At 67.0% G+C, this 18495-nt stretch carries 21 protein-coding genes; 10 read left to right on the forward strand and 11 right to left on the reverse strand.

Annotated features, from left to right (window positions below; genetic code table 11):
- Window positions 1–6: 6 nt before the first annotated feature.
- The 6 genes from G394_RS17350 to G394_RS0100575 form a co-directional block, all read right to left on the reverse strand.
- Window positions 7–1209, reverse strand: coding sequence for an MFS transporter (locus tag G394_RS17350; protein ID WP_051306837.1), 1203 nt, complete (start codon window positions 1207–1209; stop codon window positions 7–9).
- Between the two features lie 218 nt (window positions 1210–1427).
- Window positions 1428–2144, reverse strand: coding sequence for a hypothetical protein (locus G394_RS21010; RefSeq protein WP_051306838.1), 717 nt, complete (start codon window positions 2142–2144; stop codon window positions 1428–1430).
- Window positions 2145–2161: 17 nt separating this feature from the next.
- Complete coding sequence (locus G394_RS0100560; RefSeq protein WP_028575983.1) at window positions 2162–3163, reverse strand: tetratricopeptide repeat protein; 1002 nt, start codon at window positions 3161–3163, stop codon at window positions 2162–2164.
- Between the two features lie 40 nt (window positions 3164–3203).
- Window positions 3204–3926, reverse strand: coding sequence for a hypothetical protein (locus G394_RS0100565; protein WP_028575984.1), 723 nt, complete (start codon window positions 3924–3926; stop codon window positions 3204–3206).
- Window positions 3910–4494, reverse strand: coding sequence for an isoamylase early set domain-containing protein (locus tag G394_RS0100570; protein ID WP_028575985.1), 585 nt, complete (start codon window positions 4492–4494; stop codon window positions 3910–3912). Before G394_RS0100570 ends, G394_RS0100565 begins: the two co-directional genes overlap by 17 nt.
- Window positions 4491–5042: an RNA polymerase sigma factor gene (locus tag G394_RS0100575; protein WP_028575986.1), complete on the reverse strand. Its 552-nt coding sequence runs from the start codon at window positions 5040–5042 to the stop codon at window positions 4491–4493. Before G394_RS0100575 ends, G394_RS0100570 begins: the two co-directional genes overlap by 4 nt.
- 391 nt (window positions 5043–5433) lie before the next feature.
- Between G394_RS0100575 and G394_RS0100580 the strand changes: the two genes are divergently transcribed.
- The 6 genes from G394_RS0100580 to G394_RS0100605 all read left to right on the forward strand — a co-directional run bounded on the left by G394_RS0100580 (window position 5434) and on the right by G394_RS0100605 (window position 10589).
- The gene (locus tag G394_RS0100580) at window positions 5434–6123 is read left to right on the forward strand and encodes a DUF3313 domain-containing protein (RefSeq protein ID WP_028575987.1); all 690 of its coding nucleotides are present in this window, start codon (window positions 5434–5436) and stop codon (window positions 6121–6123) included.
- A gap of 123 nt (window positions 6124–6246) precedes the next feature.
- Window positions 6247–6951: a 6-phosphogluconolactonase gene (pgl, locus tag G394_RS17360; RefSeq protein WP_051306839.1), complete on the forward strand. Its 705-nt coding sequence runs from the start codon at window positions 6247–6249 to the stop codon at window positions 6949–6951.
- Window positions 6952–7062: 111 nt separating this feature from the next.
- Complete coding sequence (locus G394_RS0100590) at window positions 7063–7743, forward strand: paraquat-inducible protein A (RefSeq protein ID WP_245578229.1); 681 nt, start codon at window positions 7063–7065, stop codon at window positions 7741–7743.
- Window positions 7740–8372 (forward strand): paraquat-inducible protein A, encoded by a 633-nt coding sequence (locus G394_RS0100595; RefSeq protein WP_028575989.1) that lies wholly within the window; start codon window positions 7740–7742, stop codon window positions 8370–8372. The genes G394_RS0100590 and G394_RS0100595 overlap by 4 nt, the downstream gene beginning before the upstream one ends.
- The gene (locus tag G394_RS0100600; RefSeq protein ID WP_028575990.1) at window positions 8369–10000 is read left to right on the forward strand and encodes a PqiB family protein; all 1632 of its coding nucleotides are present in this window, start codon (window positions 8369–8371) and stop codon (window positions 9998–10000) included. Before G394_RS0100595 ends, G394_RS0100600 begins: the two co-directional genes overlap by 4 nt.
- Window positions 9990–10589, forward strand: coding sequence for a PqiC family protein (locus G394_RS0100605; RefSeq protein ID WP_028575991.1), 600 nt, complete (start codon window positions 9990–9992; stop codon window positions 10587–10589). The genes G394_RS0100600 and G394_RS0100605 overlap by 11 nt, the downstream gene beginning before the upstream one ends.
- Before the next feature lie 55 nt (window positions 10590–10644).
- On the opposite strand, the gene G394_RS0100615 is transcribed toward G394_RS0100605, so the two are convergent.
- From G394_RS0100615 to G394_RS21570, 5 genes are all read right to left on the reverse strand, one after another.
- Window positions 10645–10965 carry a DsrE family protein gene (locus G394_RS0100615; protein ID WP_245578230.1) on the reverse strand — a complete coding sequence of 107 codons (321 nt, stop codon included), beginning with the start codon at window positions 10963–10965 and terminating at the stop codon, window positions 10645–10647.
- Between the two features lie 147 nt (window positions 10966–11112).
- A complete protein-coding gene (locus G394_RS0100620; RefSeq protein WP_156902376.1) occupies window positions 11113–11634 on the reverse strand; it encodes a DUF4410 domain-containing protein in 522 nt (173 codons plus the stop codon).
- 68 nt (window positions 11635–11702) lie between these two features.
- Entirely contained in the window at window positions 11703–13517 is a 1815-nt protein-coding gene (locus G394_RS0100625; protein WP_028575994.1) for a hypothetical protein, read from the reverse strand.
- 213 nt (window positions 13518–13730) lie between these two features.
- Window positions 13731–14189: a sterol desaturase family protein gene (locus tag G394_RS21565; RefSeq protein ID WP_245578231.1), complete on the reverse strand. Its 459-nt coding sequence runs from the start codon at window positions 14187–14189 to the stop codon at window positions 13731–13733.
- Window positions 14190–14537, reverse strand: a complete 348-nt coding sequence (locus G394_RS21570; RefSeq protein ID WP_245578232.1) for a sterol desaturase family protein — start codon at window positions 14535–14537, stop codon at window positions 14190–14192.
- Window positions 14538–14734: 197 nt separating this feature from the next.
- Between G394_RS21570 and G394_RS0100635 the strand changes: the two genes are divergently transcribed.
- Genes G394_RS0100635 through G394_RS0100650 form a run of 4 tightly spaced genes read left to right on the forward strand, consistent with a single transcriptional unit; the run spans window position 14735 to window position 18433 of the window.
- The gene (locus tag G394_RS0100635; protein WP_028575995.1) at window positions 14735–15343 is read left to right on the forward strand and encodes a TetR/AcrR family transcriptional regulator; all 609 of its coding nucleotides are present in this window, start codon (window positions 14735–14737) and stop codon (window positions 15341–15343) included.
- The gene (locus tag G394_RS0100640) at window positions 15340–16530 is read left to right on the forward strand and encodes an efflux RND transporter periplasmic adaptor subunit (RefSeq protein ID WP_028575996.1); all 1191 of its coding nucleotides are present in this window, start codon (window positions 15340–15342) and stop codon (window positions 16528–16530) included. The genes G394_RS0100635 and G394_RS0100640 overlap by 4 nt, the downstream gene beginning before the upstream one ends.
- Window positions 16527–17726: an ABC transporter permease gene (locus tag G394_RS0100645; protein WP_028575997.1), complete on the forward strand. Its 1200-nt coding sequence runs from the start codon at window positions 16527–16529 to the stop codon at window positions 17724–17726. Before G394_RS0100640 ends, G394_RS0100645 begins: the two co-directional genes overlap by 4 nt.
- A gap of 2 nt (window positions 17727–17728) precedes the next feature.
- Window positions 17729–18433, forward strand: a complete 705-nt coding sequence (locus G394_RS0100650; RefSeq protein WP_028575998.1) for an ABC transporter ATP-binding protein — start codon at window positions 17729–17731, stop codon at window positions 18431–18433.
- Window positions 18434–18495: the final 62 nt, after the last annotated feature.

Consider the following 18495-nt stretch of genomic DNA (forward strand, 5'->3'; position numbering starts at 1 on the left):
GAAGGTTCAGGAATGGGGCGGCGGGTCCTGGGCCGTGCTGCGGTGTACGAGCAGGGCGGCGCCGAGGGCCATGGCCGCGGAGAGCCGGAAGAGCCAGGCGTGGGGCAGGCCGGCGGCCAGGATCATGCCGCCGAGGTACGGTCCCAGGAAATAGCCTGCGTCCATGGTGGAGAGCATCAGGTTGGCGTTCAGGCCCCTGTGCGCCGGTTCGGCCAGAACGAAGAGGGTCGACTGCAGGAGCGGCAGGGCGACGCCCATGCAGGCGCCGAACACGGTTGCCGCGAGGAGGAACGGCAGCGGAGCCCTGACCAGGGCGTACGCGCCGTAGCATCCGGCAAGGACGCAGAAGGTCAGCACCAGGGTCCGACGCTTGTCGACCCGGTCGAAAAATCCGCTGCCCGCGACGCGCACGGCGATGGTCGCCCCTGTCGACACGGTGAAGAAAAGGCCCGCGTTGGCCAGGCCCAGACTCGTCCCGTAATCTTTCATGAAGAAGAAAAGGAGGGTGGAGCTGAGAAAGGTCAGCAGGCTCGCGCCGAGCACCAGCGACACGTTCCTGTTTTTCAGGGCCATGGCGACGGCTCCCGGCCCCGGCCCGGTCCGTCCCATCCGGGCGGCGGCTTCCGCCGCCAGTCGGGCATGGGGGCGCAGCGGAATCAGCAGCGCCAGGGCCGGCAGGGTCATGAGCGAGATCCAGGCGTAGGCCTGGCCGGCGCTGGGCACGAAGCGCAGCAGGAATTCCATGAGCGGGGGCATGACGGCGAAGGGCAGCATGGTGGTCAAAGAAAAGATGCCGAAGCCCCGGCCGCTTGCGGAAGGCGGGATGAAGTGCACGAGCAGCGCCGTGGTCGCCGAGACCAGGGCCACGAAGGCCGCGCCGTGAAAGATCCGCAGGCAGACGAGGGACGCCGTGTCCCTGGCCAGGCAGTAGCCGAGCAGGGCCAGAGCGGTCATGACCAGACTCGCGCACATGACCGGCAGGGCGTTGCCGGGCCCGAGCCTGGGGCTGATGAGCGGACGCAGGACCAGGGCGGTCAGAGGTTCGAGGGCCAGAATCCAGCCGGACCAGAAGGGCGAAATCCCGATGGAGATGAGGTAGGGATAGAGGCCGTAGAACACGGCGATATTGCCGAAGCCGAACAGGGCCACCGCGCACAGGGACAGAAAGGGGTACGAGAAGAGGGCTGCGCCATGTGCACACGAAGGCATTGCATGTTCCTGAAACGGTTGCTGATGACCAGCCCATAACCGGATTGGCCGTCCTTTGCCAGAGGGAAGGGTACGCGCCCCAAAGGGATGGCGGGTCGGGCCCGGCCGGGCGAAGACCGTGACGGACTGCAGTGGCGGGCTGTGTGGGGGTCGAAAAAACAAAGGGACCGGACTCCGTGTCCGATCCCTTGAACGATGATCAGCGAGATGGCGAGGTGCTACTTCTTTCCGCCGCCGTTGCCTCCACCATTTCCACCGCCGTTGCCACCGCCGTTGCCACCGCCGTTGCCGCCGCCGTTACCGCCGCCCTTGCCGTTGCCACCGGCGTTACCTCCACCCTTGCCGTTTCCTCCTGCCTTGCCGCCCTTGCCCGATGAAGCGGAGGCCGCGTCGCTGGATTTGCCCGTGGCGGTGTTACGCGTTGTCAGACCGTACGCGTTGCCAAAGCTGTTCATGGCGCGGTTGCGGTTGGCCACGCTCTGGCCGATGGTGCTGGGATGCACGCCAAGCTCCTGCGCGATTTGGCCCCAGCCCATTCCAAGGTCTCGCATACCCGCAATGTCGGCAGACGTGACATCCACATCGGCAGCCGCAGCTGCAGCGGTGAATGCGTCATAAGCGTCCTCATAGGCTTGCTGCGCTTTCGCGGCTTCTTCTTGGAGCGCCGTGTCGTCAGGGTTTGCCGCCGCGTTCGCGACAGCAGTGTTTCTGGCGTCGTCTGCTGCTTCAAGATTTGTCGTCGCATCTGCGAGCTCTGCATCGGCTTTTTCCGTTGCGGCCGCAGCCAGCCCTTCGGCAATGCTCGACTGTGTCGGGTTGCTGAAGGCCGGTGCGGGGGCGTCGCCGGGATCATCCGCTTCCTGAGCCATGACCGGAAGGGCCGACAGGGTCGTCAGCAGCATTGCGGCCAGAAAATACTTGAGGATGGTACGCATGGTGATTCTCCTTTACGTCATTGAACCTTGGTGAAGATGTTGACGGACTGGGCCAGGCTGTGCGTCCCGGTGTCCGTTTTGATGCTCTCGGGTTTGCCGAACCAGCTCGGCGCGAGGCGCGCCGGGGCGACTTTCGGGTACTGGCGGCGAACATATTCCCTGACGGCCAGGGCCCGGTCCCTGGCCAGGGCCGTGTCGCCCTTGACGTAGACGACGACGTGGACGTTCAGGTCCGCCTTGTCGTTCAGCATCTCGCCGATGCGCCTCAGCGATGCTTCGCCGTTTTCGGTCAGCGTCGCCGTTCCAGGCCTGAACTCCACGGCCTTCAGGGGGATGGTGCGCAGCCCGATGACGTGGTTGCGCCACGAGAAGTCGCCGGCTTCGTTCAGCATGCGCACGCCCTGCCGCGCAAGGGGGGCGTCCGGGTAGTTCTCCAGGTAGCGGTGCATGGCCAGCTTCATCTCCCTGTCCCGCTTCAGGCGCTCCAGGGCCACTGCCCTGTTGAACATGGCTTGGGGTTCGTCCGGGTTCAGGGAGAGGGCCTTGTCGTAGAGTTTCAGCGCCTCGGCGTTTCTGCCGCGGTCGAGCATGTTGTGGGCCAGGTAGAGGTTCGCCGAGAGGTGGTCCGGGTCGATGGACAGGGCCTTTTCGTAGGCGGCCCTTTCCTTGTCCGGCTTCATCAGCGCCCACCAGGTCACGCCTTCCCAGAAGCGGTAGTCGGCGTTGGCCGGGGCCAGCTTCACGGCCTTCTGGATGAACGGCAGCGCCGCCTCGGGTTTGTCTCCGCCCAGCTCGAAGCGGGCCATGAAGTAGTTCAGTTCAGGGTCGTCGGGCCACTGGGCCACCCTGGGGGCGAAGGCCGCCCGGCCGGCGGCGAAATCTCCCCTGTTCAGGTAGTATTGCCCCTGCACCGCATGGTATTCCCCTTGGACCTTGCGGACTGCGGCGTCCATGGTGGCGCAGGCTCCGATGGTCAGGGGCAGCAGCAGGATGATGATCGTACGGATGATGTTTTTCATGGCACAAGGATATACGTTGGCCGGACCCGAAGGTCACAGACTATTTTGCGGTTTTGCCGGGGCTTCTGCGGATGTCACGGCCGGTCAGCCCCAGTTCCTGCAGGAGTTCGGCCGGCCCGCCCCCGTCGTCCAGTGTCCGCATGGCGGCGTCGGCCACGGCGGCGTCGGCCATGCCTGCCTCGCGGGTCCGCTGCACCACGCGGAAGAGTTGCGTCCACTGCGCGGACAGGGAACCTGCGGCCAGGCCGCGGCGCAGGATGGCGTCGGACAGAGGCGAGGGAAATGCGACGGCGTTCAATGCTGCCCGCGTTCTGGCCGCCGTGGCCAGTTCCGCCGGCGACGCGGGCGGCGCCAATGCCGCCATCTCGTCCAGTTCCTGGCGCGTGAGTCCGACCCGCAGACTGTCCCCGGCCATGACGACGTCGTCCGGCGACGGCTCCCGACCTTCCCTTGCCAGGGCGTCTCGGGCGAACGCGTAATCGCTGCGCATGGTCTCCAGGGCCTGGATGATGGCCCGGCCAGTGACGCGTTTGGCCAGCCCTTCCTCGGCCTTGGCTATGAAGGGCGCAGGCGGCAGCCCGTCGGCCCTGGCCTGGTCGATGGCGGCTTCGATGGCCTGGGCATCGCCGGCGGTCAGCCGTCCGTCGTCCTGGGCCTGCCGCAGGGGCGCGTCGAGTGCGGACGCCAGGGCGTCCACCGGTCCCGGTAGCCATGCCGCGGCTACGAGGAACGCAATGAGCAGGATGCTAAAGCGCCGCGCCATCGCCGTTTTTCACCAGCAGGACGGAGTTGCGGCTGCCGAAGCCGTCGTCGACGCTGAGGGCCGCCGCGGCGTCGGTCACGGGCGTGGTCCCGTCGACGAGAAAGACGTATTCGTGGCTGCCGGGCGGCAAGGCCGTCGTCAGGGTCCACAGGCCCGTGGCCGGATCGTTGCGCATGGTCCAGCCCGCAGTCTTCCAGCCGTTGAAGCTGCCGATGACGGCCACTTCCCGCGCCGAGGGCGCGGCCAGGACGAAGGTGACGGGCGACAGGCCTGCCGGTGTACGGCCGCTTCCGGTCCCGGGATTGATGGTGAAGAACAGTCCCAGGGCGAGCAGCAGGCAGGCCGCGGCGGCCAGGCCGCCGAGGGGCGAGACGCGGATGGTTCGCGGCTCCGTGAGCCAGCCGATCACCCGCGCCATCCGCCGCTTCGGGCCGGGCAGCGGCGCGGCGGCGCCGATGCGGTCCATGACGCGGGCCGCGAAATCCGGACCCGGATCCATGGCGCCGAGGCGGCGCAGGCCGGAGGCGAGTTCGTCGTTCGATGCATCGGTGCGATGTTTCGCATTCATGGTGTTCCTTCCTTCCCGTAGAGTTCCCGCAGCATGTGCAGGGCCCTGTGCACGCGCATCTTGGCGCCGCTCATGGACAGCCCAAGGGTTTTGGCCACGGCGTCCAGGGGCATGTCCTCGATGTACCGCAGGGCCAGGGCCTCGGCGTATTTGGGCGCCAGCCCCCGCAGGGCGTCGAGGAGCCGGGCGGCTTCGAGGCTGGCCAAGGGGTCGTGTCGTGGGTCGGCCTGGATCTTTTCCAGGTCCTGCCGATACAGGGGTTCGCGCACGACCCGCCGCGCACGGTCGCGGGCCAGGTTCAGGGCCAATGTGTAGAGCCAGGTGAAGAAGCGCCGCCGCGTGTCGAAGGAGGCCAGCCGCTCGTAGGCCCGGACAAAGGCGTCCTGGGCCATTTCGCCGGCTTCGTGCTCGTCCCGGCTGAAGCGCAGCATGAGACGGTAGACCGGTCCCTGATACCGCCGGACCAGGACGGCGAAGGCCTCGCGTTCGCCGTTCAGGGTGCGCCCCACGGCCATCGCGTCGTCTCTGTCGGTATCCGGCGTATCCATGTGTGAGCATATACGCGTGCGAAGGCCGATTTGTCACATTCTTCGCACCACACGGGGAAAAGGGGCTTGGTGGCGTTTTTGCGCAGCCCGGCTTGGTCGCACGACCTTGCCGCGGTGGCGAGTCTGATTCCCGCGTGTCTGCTGCCATCGGCATTTGATCAAGGGCGCAGGGGGGAGTAGGGTGGTCGACAAAGGCTTCGGGTCCTGCGCATTCCCTTCCATCCGAGACGGGCGCAAAATACGGATGGTCAGGATATCCCGCCACGGCCGCAAGAAAAGGCCTTGTGTTGCATGGTCTGCGGCAGGGGGCTCGGGATGGATTGCCGGGAGGGGTTGAGATATGCTGTGATGCGGAGAGTCGCCAGGACATGTTAACCAGGAAGGATTCGTCATGAAGAAGTGCATGCTTGTCGCGTTGATGCTGTCCGTGTGCGCGTGCGCGGGCACGGGCAACAACACGGTCCAGAAGGACTTCAACCCTGTAAACCATTTTCTCGGTGCAGACTATTCGATGTTGCGGGAAAACCCGGATCTGAAGGGAGGGCTTGGGTGGCGCAACCCGGCGTTCAACCCTGCAACCTACTCGGCCATGTACGTCGAACCCGTGATGCTGTGGCGCGCCGAGGACATGGCCAGGGAGTCGGGGCTGAAGATCGGGGAGTTGGAACTGCTGGCCACATATTTCCATGACGTGCTCACGCGCGTGCCTGACGGTACGGGGATGAAGCTGGCGGCGCGGCCCGGTCCTGGCGTGATCAGCGTGAAGGCGGCCGTGACGGAGGTTGAGGCAGGCAGCCCCGTGTCCAACGTCCTGACCTCCGTCATTCCCGTCGGCATCCTCCTTTCGGCTGGCAAACAGGCGGTCACGGGGCAGGGCATGGGTGTCGGCAAGTGCGCCGTGGAGATTCGCTTCGTAGACGCCGTGACGGGTGAGAACGTGGCCATGTTCGCCGATACGAAGGTCGGCAGGAAGTACGACTCCGCCGGGTTCACGAAGACCGGCCAGACCGAGGAAGCCATGAACGAATGGGCCGAACTGCTGCAGAAACGCATCGCCGTTGTCTGGGGGCAGGCCAGATAGCATGACAGGGCAGGGCCGCGTTCTGGAAACCAGGGGCGCCGCCCGCCGGACCGATCTCAGCATCCGGTTGCACCGTCACGGCGAACCGGTATGGATGCTCAACACGTCAAGCGGAGGAAGCTCATGGCATCGGTGGCGACGGTCATCACGGACACGAATCAGAACGAGCTGCTGCGGAAAGTCGCCGCGCGCATTTGCGGCGCGCTGTGCGGCGTCCTCGTCGAGCGGGGCCGGGCGGTTCTCGGGGTGCCCGGCGGCAGGAGCGTGGCCGGGGTTTTCGAGGCCATGCGGCAGGAGCGGCTGGACTGGGGGCAGGTCCATGTCTTTCTGGTCGACGAGCGGCTGGTCCCCATGGACCACCCCGACAGCAACTTCAGGCTGCTGCGCGAGCACCTTGTGGACCCTCTGGCCCGGGAGGGGCGGATGCCCCCACAGGCCCATCCGTTCCCTGGCGACGCCCCGGACCCGCAGCGGGCGGCGCGGGACTACGACGGGGCCCTGGCGGAACTGGGTTCCCGGTTCGACGTCGTTCTGCTCAGCGCGGGCGAGGACGGGCACGTGGCGTCCCTTTTTCCGGACCACCACTCCCTCATGGACGCGCGGCACGGGTTTTTCGTCATGGACGATGCGCCCAAGCCCCCGCCGGGCAGGATGAGCGCGTCGGCGTCCCTCCTGCGCGCCTGCGGGACCGGTGTCCTGCTTTTCGCCGGCCGGGCCAAGGCCGCGGCGTTCGCCCGATTCACGGATCCTTCCGCCTCCGTGTCCTCCTGTCCGGCCAAGCTGATGCTGCAAATGGGGAATCCCTTCGTGTTCACGGATCTCACGTGAACGCCGAAGCGGACTCGTCCCGGCCCTGGGGGCGTTTCGTCCTGCTTGACCGGGCCCGGGGGGCGTGACACATCGGGGGCCTTCGGAAAGGCGGAGCCCCGCGGAGTTGGCATGATGAATACGGCAATCGACCCGTCGCGCCGTCACGAGACGGAACAGACACCGGCCTCGGACCCGCGCCGGGGCAGCAGCGCCCCTGGCGTGGTGGCCTGCCAGACCTGCGACCTGCTGACGCGGCCTTCGGGCGCGGCCGGCACGACCTCCCTCTGTCCGCGTTGCGGGGCGGTGGTGCACCGGCAAAAGAGCAACAGCATCGACCGGCCGCTGGCCTTCGCCCTGAGCGGGCTGATCCTTTTCGCCATCGCCCTGACGCACCCCTTCCTGGCCATGAAGAGCGGCGGATTCGTGCAGGAGACCACGCTGCTGACGGGCATCTTCGAGCTCTGGAAGCAGCACCTCTACGGCCTGGGCGCGCTCGTGCTCCTGACCTGCGCCCTCATACCCCTGGCCCAGCTCACGGGCCTTCTCTACATCCTTGTCCACCTGCGCCTGAACGCCGCGGCGCCGGGGAGCGTCGCCATTTTCCGGGCCATCCTGCACGTCAACTCGTGGGCCATGATGGAGGTCTTCGTCATCGGCATCCTGGTGGCCCTGGTCAAGCTCGCCAAGATGGCGACCATCGTGCCGGGGGCGGCGGTCATGGCCCTGGGCCTGCTGACCGTGGTCACCACGGCCGCCATGGCGACCCTCGACCCTCCGCTCGTCTGGGCGCGGCTGGACCGCCGCCCATGACCGGCGGATACACTTCCGCCAGGCAGGCCGGGTTGATCGCCTGCCACGACTGCGGGCTCCTGGTGCCCGCCGGGACCGTCGGCCCCGGCCATGGGCGCTGCCCGCGCTGCGGCGCGGCCCTGCACGCCCGCAAGCCGAACAGCATCGCCCGCGCCTGGGCCTTTCTGCTGGCCGCAGCCATCATGTACGTGCCGGCCAATATCCTGCCCATGACCATCACCACGGCCCTCGGCTCGGCCCAGTCCGACACGATCATGAGCGGCGTCATCTATTTCATCCACAGCGGCTCGTGGGAGATCGCGGCCGTCATCTTCGTCGCCAGTATCTTCGTGCCCATGGCCAAGCTGGTCATCCTGATTTTTCTGCTGACAAGCGTCCAGCTGCGCTGCCGCTGGCGGCCCAGGGACCGCACCGTGTTGTACCGCATGACGGAGCTGGTGGGCCGGTGGTCCATGGTCGACGTGTACGTGGTCACCATCCTGGTCGCCCTGGTCAAGCTCGGCGCCGTGGCCAACATCGAGGCCGGCCCGGCGGCCGTGTTCTTCGCCACGGTGGTGGTGCTGACCATGCTGGCCGCCGAGAGTTTCGACCCCCGCCTCATCTGGGATGTCATCGAGGAGGATTCATGACTGATAGCGAAAGCCCCGCGGAGCTCGCGTCTCCCGCCCAAATCCGGAAAAGCCGCAGCCTCTCGCTGGTCTGGATCGTGCCGCTGGTGGCCCTCGTCGTCGGCGGGTGGCTCGTCTTCAAGGCGCTGAGCGAGAAGGGCCCCGTCATCACCATCATGTTCTCGTCGGCCGAAGGGCTCGAGGCCGGCAAGACCAAGATCAAGTACAAGGACGTGGTCATCGGCCAGGTCGAGACCATCCGCCTGGGCGACGACCTGAAGCGGGTCGTGGTCACGGCCGAACTGGCCAAGGGGTACGACCGGTACCTGAACGACAGGACACGCTTCTGGGTGGAGCGCGCCCAGATCCGCGGCGGCACGGCCTCGGGCCTGACCACACTGTTTTCAGGCGCGTACATCGGCGTCGATCCGGCCCTCGAAGGGCAGCCAACCGTGAGCTTCGTCGGCCTCGAAGTGCAGCCCGTCGTGACCACGGGCCTGCCCGGCAAGCATTTCTGGCTCAAAGCCAGGAAACTCGGCTCCCTCAAGGTCGGCGTCCCGGTCTACTACCGCCAGATTCAGGTCGGCCAGGTCGTCAGCTTCGGCTTCGCCCCCGACGGCCGGACCGTCGACGTCCAGGTCTTCATCGAAGCCCCCCACGACGCCAAGGTCACCCAGAACACGCGCTTCTGGAACTCGAGCGGCCTGGACGTGTCCCTTTCGGCCCAGGGGCTGAAGATCGATACGGAGTCCCTCATCACCATCATCTCCGGAGGCCTGGCCTTCGATGTGCCCGACGGCATGGAGCCTGGCGGGGAAGCGGCGGAACACGCGACGTTTCAGCTCTATCCCACCCGCGAGAGCATCCAGGAGAAAACCTACACCCTGCGCAGGACCTGGCTGGTCTATTTCGACCAGTCGGTGCGGGGCCTGAGCATCGGCGCCCCGGTGGAGATCTACGGCATCAAGATCGGCGAGGTGTCCGGTATCGACCTGATCTACGACGAGAAGCGCAGGGAACTGCGCGTGCCCGTCCTGCTTTCCGTGGAGCCGGAGCGGATCCAGAACGTGCTGAAGGCCATTCCCGAACAGGAGGCAGGGGAGAGCAATCCCCTGCTCAGATGGTTCGTGGAGGACCGCAATCTGCGGGCCCAGCTCAAGACGGGCAACCTCCTCACGGGGCAGCTCCTGGTCGATCTCGGGTTCTATCCCGACGAGCCCAAGGCCGTCCTGGCCCATGAGAACGGACTCCCGGTCATCCCCAGCATGGGCGGCTCCATCGAGCAGATTCAGGAGAGCATCGCCAGGATCACGCGCAGCCTGGAGAAGGTGCCCTTTGAAAAGATCGGACGGGATTTCGATCTGCTGCTCAAGGATGCGACAACGACCGTCAGGGACGCCGGGGTGTTCGCGCGGCGCCTGAACGGGGAGACCGCCCCGGCGCTGCAGGCCAGTCTCGGGGCCCTGCAGACGACGTTGCAGGAGGTGCAGGGCACCATCGGCAAGGACTCGCCCCTGAACTACAACCTGAAGAAGTCTCTCGAAGAGCTGTCCCTGACCCTGCGCTCCCTGCGCGAACTGACCACCGCCATCGAGAGCCGGCCGCAGTCGCTCCTGTTCGGCAAAGGAGAGAAGGAAGATGAAAAGTAGACTCACCCGCGCGGCGCTCCTGGGCCTGGCCTGCGCCATGCTGCTGGCCGGTTGCGCCGGGAAGGCGCCGACCACGTCCTACTACAGCCTGCACGTTCCGCAGGCTTCCGCCCCGGCCCCGGCCGGGGACGCGGTGTCCTTGAGCGTCGGCCCCGTGACCCTGCCCGACGTCCTCAAGCAGACGCGCATCGCCACGGGCGGGGAGAACGGGCGGTACCGCCTGTCAGAATACCACCGCTGGGCCGGCGAGGTGGACCGGGACATGGCGCGGGCTGTGGCCGAGCGGCTTTCGATGATTCTCGGGACCGAGAACGTGTCCCTCTTCCCTTGGGACCAACAGGCCCGGCCACGCTTCCGCGTCCTCGTCGACGTGGTGGCCATGGGCGGCAGCCTCGGCCGCGAGGCGACGCTGTCCGCCCGCTGGACCCTGCTGGACGCGGAAAGGCAGGGCGAACCCCTGGTGCGGCGCACGGATACGGCCCAGCCCCTGCCGGACGCCGATCACGCCACCTGGGTCGCAGCCCAGCAGCGCAACGTCGAGAGGCTGGCCGACGACATCGCCGCAGCCATCGCGGCCGCGCGGGACTGAAAGGGGGGCTGTAGCCGAGGCCGGACCGGGCAGCGGCTGCCTCGGCTGCACGGGGCTAGAAGTTGAGTATCCTGTCGGCCTTCTGCACCTGTTCGTACAGAAACTTCATGTTCGACATGGTCACGTGTTCGCTCGCATCCACACCGTGGATGCCCATGCACTTGCCTCAGGCGACGAGCACGCCCTCGCTCAGGGCGAAGAGCTTGGCCTGTTCGGCGATGGGGAAGGTCTGGCTGTCGTCGGCGTAGAGGTCCACGGCCGGGCCGTTCAGAAACAGGGTCACGTCTTCACCCTCTGTCAGCAGAAAGTTGCCGAACCTGACGGCGTTCCATTTGATCTCCGGGTCCGGGCTGGACAGGACGAGAAGTATTTGCATTTTCGCTCCTTTCGGTAGTCATCCATCGATTTTTTCGATGAATATGCGGCGCCCGGAATCGGTTGACTGTCCGGGTTCGCCTCCCAACAGGGGGACGCACGCTCGGCCGACGTGACCGGCTTCCTGCCATGCTGCGCGAACCGGGGTTCACTGCTGCCGGCTCAATTCCTTGACCGTCTCCTCCGCGAACTTCTCATACAACCAGCTCATCCGCGCACTGTCCTGGCCGCCGGCCAGGCCGCCCAGAGCGTAGGATGCCGAAACCTCGAAGCGGTCGAGTTCCTTGCCCGCTTCGTCCTCGAGCACGATGTCGGCCGTGATGGAATCCGCACCAGCCATGAACCCCCACATGACGGCGGAAAAGTTGGAGCGCACGCGCATGTCCTTGACCAGCACTTCAAGGTGGGGGCGCGACAGGTCGCCGGAGGGATTCAGCAGGTTGTTGGCCTCCAGGCCCCGCTTCACGTGGCTGAGCAGTTCGTCGGGATTGAACTTGAGGTTGTCCAGAGCCTTCTTTTTGGCCTCCTCGGTCAGCGATACGGATACCGAAGAAACCTGGTCCCGTTCCGAGAGACAGGGGCGACCGACCTCGGAAACCTGCGGCCGTTTGACTCCCGCCGAGCAGCCGGCAAGGGCGAGCGCCAGGATGACGATGGAGACGAGTTTCATGTTCACGGGAACCTCCATGTGTGCGGTTGGTGCTTGTGCGGTCTTTTGTTCACGCGATGTCGGGACGCTCATGGAGCGAGCAGAATCCGCAGCTGCCGTTCTGCTTCCTCGCCGGCTTGGCGGAGCGCCTCGTGCAGGACCTTGCCGATGATGCCCTCCGACGGCCACAGGAATGTGCGCTCGGAAGCCGAAGCCGATACCGTCCCGACCCGGCCCCGGACGCGCAGGGTCCATTCCAGCCTCGTTTCCACATTCCAGGAAAGGATGTTGGCCGGCGTTGCAATCTCGAAGGCGGTGATGTCGCATTCGATGCTTTCGGGCGCGGTGCCGCCCAGCCCGGCGAGGACACGGTCCGCGCGGTCCTCAACGATGTGTCCGACAAGCTCGGATACCGGCGGATGCAGCGCGATGCTGCTCATGAACGTGTCGAAGACCGTGGTCCGCCGGAATTCGGTTTCCTTGCGGTAATCCGTGACGATGACCTTTGCGAGGCGTTCGAGGCCTTGGTCGCGTTCCGGCGGGGCAATGACGATGTGAACCGGCTCGAAGGGTTCCGGCCGGTTCGGGTCCTGCAGGGGCCACATGGGGGTGTCGAGAGGCGTGGCATCGGTCGCGTTCGATGCGTCCCATGCGATCCAGCGTCCCACGATGCCACCGGGGACGGGCCAGACCGCGAAGGCCTTGCCGTCGCCGGTTCCGGCCAGGTCGACGGCATCCCACGGCGTTCCCCAGAAGGAGGCGGTTGCCGGCGTGCCGAGTTCGAGCGGCGCGGACCATTCGTGGCCCGTCAGCAGCCTGTAGCTGCCGTTCTGCAGGGCGTGAAAGGCATCCCGGCCGGCCGGTGCGGTATGGGCGCGAAAACCCGTGCTTCCCGCTAGGGACGCCCCCGGTGCGTCCGTGTACATGTTTCCGCGGAGCAGCAGGACCATCCCCAGCAGAACCGTTCCGCTCTCCGGGTCCACGGCGATCGTACCGGATGAAGATCCCGCGCCGGCGGCCGGAGAGGGGAGCCGCTGGCCCATGAGGTTCTGGAGCCGCAGTGTCCGGTTGCCGATTCTGAGCTGCCGCGCCACGGGATCCTTTGCCGGGTCCGGCGCGAGTTCCCCGATCCGGAGACGGGCGTAATGAGGGTCCGGGGCCTCCAACATGCCGCCCAGGGACGTGAAGTAGGAAATGTGGACGTCTCCATGGGGGCCGGCGGCAAAGGCGATGGGCCAGGAGTCGAGGCGTCCGGGCAGCCCGATCACGTTCCAGCAGTCGGGATGCGCCTGGCTGGCGAGGACCAGTCGCGAGCCCCGCGTGAACCATGGCCAGATGATGCCGGCGCCGTAGCCGCCGAAACCGTAGATATCCATGCGCATGGATGCCCCGAGGTCCGCCCCGTCCACCTCGAAGGCCCAGACCAGCTCCGGGGCTCCGGGCACGAATCCGGCCCATGACGGGACAATGCCGGTGTCGGCCCAGGGAGCGGGGTCGGATGATGCCCAGGCTCCTTGCTGCAGGACGAGGTGATCGGAGTCCATGAGTACGTGGAGCGTCCCGTCCCGGTCGGAGGCCCCGTCGATCCGCTCCGGCGAAACATCGCTTCGGACGATTTCCGGTCCGGAGACGGCGTTGCCGCTTACCGTGACGTGGTAGACGCGTTCCATCCGGCTGGCGGCGACGAGGGCATGGATCCGGCCCGTGGAGTCGGGCACGAGCCTGACCCTGTCGGTGCCTGTTTCGAAATCGAGTACGTTCAGGACCGGGCCGAGACTGACCGACGGCGGGGCGAGAGAGGGGGGCGGGGCGGCCGCGCACCCCCACAGGAGCAGCAGGACCCCGCCCAGCAGCAGGGCCCCGACGCGTTTCGCGGCAAGGGTGAAAGGCCTGTCGTCCGACATGGGGGCCCCCTCGGGATCACGAGGCAATACGGACCGACTCCGACATCAGGAAGCGCAACCTTTTCATACCAGTTCGCGCCTCATTGCGCCAGTGCCTCAGAAATGTTTGCCCGTGCCCTCTCGGAGACATTGCGGACGTAGGCGAGAGCGGCCGCGTGTCCGCTTCAGGGATGGACCGGGTGAGAACCGGAAACGCCGCACGCTTGAAAGGCATCAGGGCCGGCGTCGAACGTCTGGACTCGTGAACGGCATGGCCAGCATCCTGTGCAGGGAGCGGAATTTTCGCTCCCGGAAGATGTTCAGGCCCAGGGGCATGGCTTCGTGGCCCCTGGCGGGCTGGTCCTGGTAGGTTGCGAAGAGGCGGTCCCACCAGGGGAAGCAGAAGCCGAAGTTGCGGTTCATCTCCCGGCCGTCGGTGGAGTGGTGGATGCGGTGCATGTCCGGGGTGACCAGGATGCGCCGCAGGATCCTGTCCGCAGTCAGGGGCAGGAAGAGGTTGGCGTGGTTGAACATGGCCGCGCCGTTCAGGATGACCTCGAAGGCAAATACGGCCGCGGGCGGCGGGGCCAACAGGGCCACCAGGGCGAGCTTGAAGGCCATGGATGCCATGATTTCCACGGGGTGGAAACGCACCCCCGTCGAGAAGTCGAAGAAGGTGTCGGCGTGGTGCATTCAGTGCACCCGCCACAGGGGCCGCCAGGCGTGGAAGGCCCGGTGCTGGGCGTACATGGCCAGGTCCAGGATGAGTATGGTCACGGCGATTTCTGCCGCCGGGATCAGGCCTAGGGCGGGGAAGAGGCCCAGGCCCGCCTCACGCATCGTCGCCGCCAGGGCCATGGGGGGTACGGGGAAGAGGAGCCGGACAAGGAACGTCGACACGGCCACCAACCCGAGGTTGCCGACCCACCGGATCGTTCTCCCCGCCTCGGGCGCCCTGCGCGGACGCACCGCCTCCAGGGCGGCCAGCACCGCGGCGGTCAGGACGAAGGCGCCGAGCCTGATGACATTCCCGTTATCCATGAACCTCCTGCCGTGGGTCTGCGGCGGGGTGCATCCGTCCGCATATCCCGCGATCATCCGACCCTACAAGGTTCGAGCGCATCTTTCCAGGGGCGCTTCGGCGGCCTAATGAGGTGATTCGCCGGTTTTCTGCCTTGACACGAATGCGGGCCTGGTTAAAAAGTGAGTTATTGATCACTTATTTTGTGAGGCTGCGCATGACACAGGTTCCCAAATATCTTTCGGCCGAGGAGCGGCGGGCCATGACGGTCAAGACCGTGCTGGAGTTGGCCGCCGTCCGCAACCCGGCCGAGATCACGACCATGGCCATCGCCGCGCGCATGGGGTTGTCCCAGGCCGCCGTGTTTCGCCATTTCGCCACCAAGGACGAGGTCTGGCAGACGGTCATGGACTGGGTCTCCGCCGAACTGCTCGCCCGGGTCCAAGGGGCCGCCGCCGGGGCTGCGGGGCCGCTGGCCGCCCTCGAGGCCGTCTTCATCGCCCACATTGGCTTCGCGGTGGAGTATCCGGGCGTGCCGCGCATGCTTTTCGCCGAACTGCCGCGCACCGAGCCGTCGCCGGCCAAGAAGGCCCTGGAGGATCTGCTGCGCACCTACGGCGACCTGCTCGCCGCGCTGCTGGAGCGGGGCAAGCGGGAAGGGGAGGTGGACGAGAATCTCGATGTGCCCGTGGCCGTAGCCATGTTCATCGGGTCCATCCAGGGCCTGGTCATCAAGTCCCTTCTCGGCGGCGACATGCGGCACGCCGCGGACGCGGCCTCCCGGACCTTCGAACTCTACCGGCGCGCCGTGAGGAGACTGCCATGATCCGAGCCACATCCCGCAAGACCGTCGTCCTGACCGCCATCCTGGGACTCCTTGGGGCCGCCTTCCTTTTTGTCGCGATGCGTTCGGGTCCCCTGGCGCCCGTGCCCGTGGTCGTGGCCGAGGTGAAGGACATGGCCGTCAGGCCGTCGCTTTTCGGCATCGGCACCGTGGAGGCGCGCTTCACGCACGCCATCGGACCCACCGCGGCCGGCCGGGTGCGGATCCTGTCCGTGCACGTGGGCGACAGGGTCGAGGCCGGGCAGGTTCTCGGCGAGATGGATCCGGTGGACCTCGATGAGCGCCTCGCGGCCCAGAACGCAGCCCTGGACCGGGCTGCCGCGGCCGTGCGGGCCGCCGACGCCCAGGTGGCCGAACTGCGGGCCAGGGCGACCTATGCCCGGTCCCAGGCCGGCCGTTTCGAATCCCTGGCCGAGTCCGGGGCCGTCAGCCGCGATTCCCTGGAAGCCCGCCGGCAGGAATTCGCCGTGGCCGAGAGCGGCCTGGCCGCAGCCCTGGCGTCCGCCGAGTCTGCCAGGCACGAGCACGAGCGGCTGCGCTCCGAAGGCGAGGGGATTGCGCGGCAGCGGGACACGGTCCGGCTGGTCTCACCCGCGTCCGGGCTGGTCACGCGCCGCCTGGCCGATCCCGGCACGACGGTCGTGGCCGGTCAGGCCGTGCTGGAGGTCATCGACCCCGACAGTCTGTGGGTCAACGCCCGTTTCGATCAACTCCGGGCCGCCGGTCTCGGGGCCGGTCTCCCCGCCCGCCTCGTGCTGCGATCGCGGGCGGGCGAGGTCCTGCCGGGCAGGGTCCTGCGCGTGGAACCCGTGGCCGATTCCGTGACCGAGGAACTGCTGGCCAAGGTCGTTTTCGAGCACTTGCCCGACCCGTTGCCGCCCGTGGGCGAACTCGTCGAGGTCACGGTTGACCTTCCGGCTCTGCCGCCAGCCCCGACCATCCCCGGCAGCAGCGTTCAGCGTGATGGTCAGACCCTCGGCGTCTGGCTGGCGGAAAACGGCGAGATCCGCTTCGCCCCCGTGGAACTCGGCCCCGGCGACCTCGACGGCATGGTCCAGGTCCGTTCGGGCCTGCGATCCGGCCAGCAGGTCGTCTCCCACAGCAAATCCCCGCTGACGGCTCGCAGTTCCATCAGGATCGTCGACCGCATCGAAGGGGGGGCGAAATGATCAGCCTGGCCGGACGCGACATCCTGCACTCCTGGGGCAAGTTCGTGTTCACCGGCATGGGCCTCGGCCTGCTCATCGGCGTCACCCTGTCCATGGCCGGCATCTACCGAGGCCTGGTCGAGGACGCCACCATGCTCCTGGACAACAGCCGCGCCGACCTGTGGGTCGTCCAGCAGGACACCCTGGGCCCCTACGCCGAGTCCTCGACCATCCCCGACGACGTCTACCGCTCCATCCTGGCCATGGAGGGCGTGACCAAGGCCTCCAACGTGACCTACCTGACCATGCAGGTTCGCCACGACGGCGGCGACGTACGCGCCATGGTCGTCGGCGTGGTTCCCGGCGGCCCCGGCGAGCCGGGCCAGCCGACCTTCCTGACCGCCGGCCGGCACATCACCCGCGGCCACTACGAGGCCGTGGCCGATGTCAAGACGGGCTTTCGCCTCGGCCAGGAGATCCGCATCCGCCGCAACGTCTTCACCGTGGTCGGCCTGACGCGCCGCGCCGTGTCCTCAGGCGGGGACCCCATGGTCTTCATCCCGCTGAAGGACGCCCAGGAGGCCCAGTTCCTGAAGGACAACGACGCCATCGTCCGGTCGCGCCGCCGCACCGCGGAAAATCCGGCCTTCAACCGGCCCGTGCCCGGCCTTCTGGACGCCGTCATCGCCTCCCAGTCTGCCAATGCCAACGTCAACGCCGTCCTCGTGCGCCTCGCCCCGGGACGTCCGCCAGGCGACGTGGCCGCGGACATCCGGCGCTGGACCCGTCTGGAGGTCTACACCCGGACCCAGATGGAGGAGATCCTGGTCCAAAAGCTCGTGGCCACCTCGGCCCGGCAGATCGGCATGTTCCTCGTCATCCTGTCCGTGGTCAGCGCAGCCATCGTCGCCTTCATCATCTACACCCTGACCCTGGGCAAGATCCGCGAGATCGCCGTGCTGAAGCTCATCGGCACTCGCAACCGGACCATCGCCGCCATGATCCTGCAGCAGGCCATGGGCCTGGGACTCATCGGCTTCGTCGTCGGCAAGATCGCGGCCACCCTGTGGGCGCCCATCTTCCCCAAATACGTGCTCCTGCTCCCCGGCGACGCGGCGCGCGGTTTCGCCGCCGTCATGGTCATATGCGCCCTGGCCAGCGTCATGGCCATCCGCGCGGCCCTCAAGGTCGATCCGGCCGAGGCCATAGGAGGCTGAACATGACCACGGGCATCCGCATCGAAGACGTGCGCAAGCGCTACGGTCACGGCGACACGGCCGTGGACGCCCTCAAAGGCGTGGACATGGAGGTCGCCCCCGGCGAAGTGGTGGGACTCATCGGCCCTTCGGGCTCGGGCAAGACCACGCTCCTCAAGTGCCTTGGCGCGGTCATCGAGCCCACGGGCGGCAGGATGACCCTGGGCGACGACCTCATCTACGACCACGGCTGGAAAATTCCCGACCTGCGCGCCCTGCGCCGCGACAAGATCGGGTTCATCTTTCAGGCGCCCTATCTCATCCCCTTTCTCGACGTCACCGACAACGTGGCGCTGTTGCCCATGCTCTCGGGCCTGCCCAACTCCCAGGCCCGCTCTCGGGCCCGCGAACTCCTGGAGGCCCTGGACGTCGGACACCGCGCCCAGGCCATGCCGTCACAGCTCTCGGGCGGGGAGCAGCAACGCGTGGCCATCGCCCGCGCCCTGGTCAACCGGCCGCCGGTCATCCTGGCCGACGAGCCCACCGCACCCCTGGACAGCGAACGCGCCTTGGCCGTGATCCGCATCCTGAACCGCATGGCCGCGCAGTTCGAGACCGCCATCATCGTCGTCACCCACGACGAGAAGATCATCCCGACGTTCCGCCGGCTCTACCAGATCCGTGACGGGCGTACCCACGAGCAGGTCGGGGATGGGAGAGAGGTGTGAGGGAGGGGAAGAAGAGATGCGGGGCGCTGGCCCTTGACCCGTTTATGGGGTAGGTGATGAGG

This window comes from Desulfomicrobium escambiense DSM 10707 (assembly GCF_000428825.1).
In the GTDB taxonomy this organism is placed as follows: domain Bacteria; phylum Desulfobacterota; class Desulfovibrionia; order Desulfovibrionales; family Desulfomicrobiaceae; genus Desulfomicrobium; species Desulfomicrobium escambiense.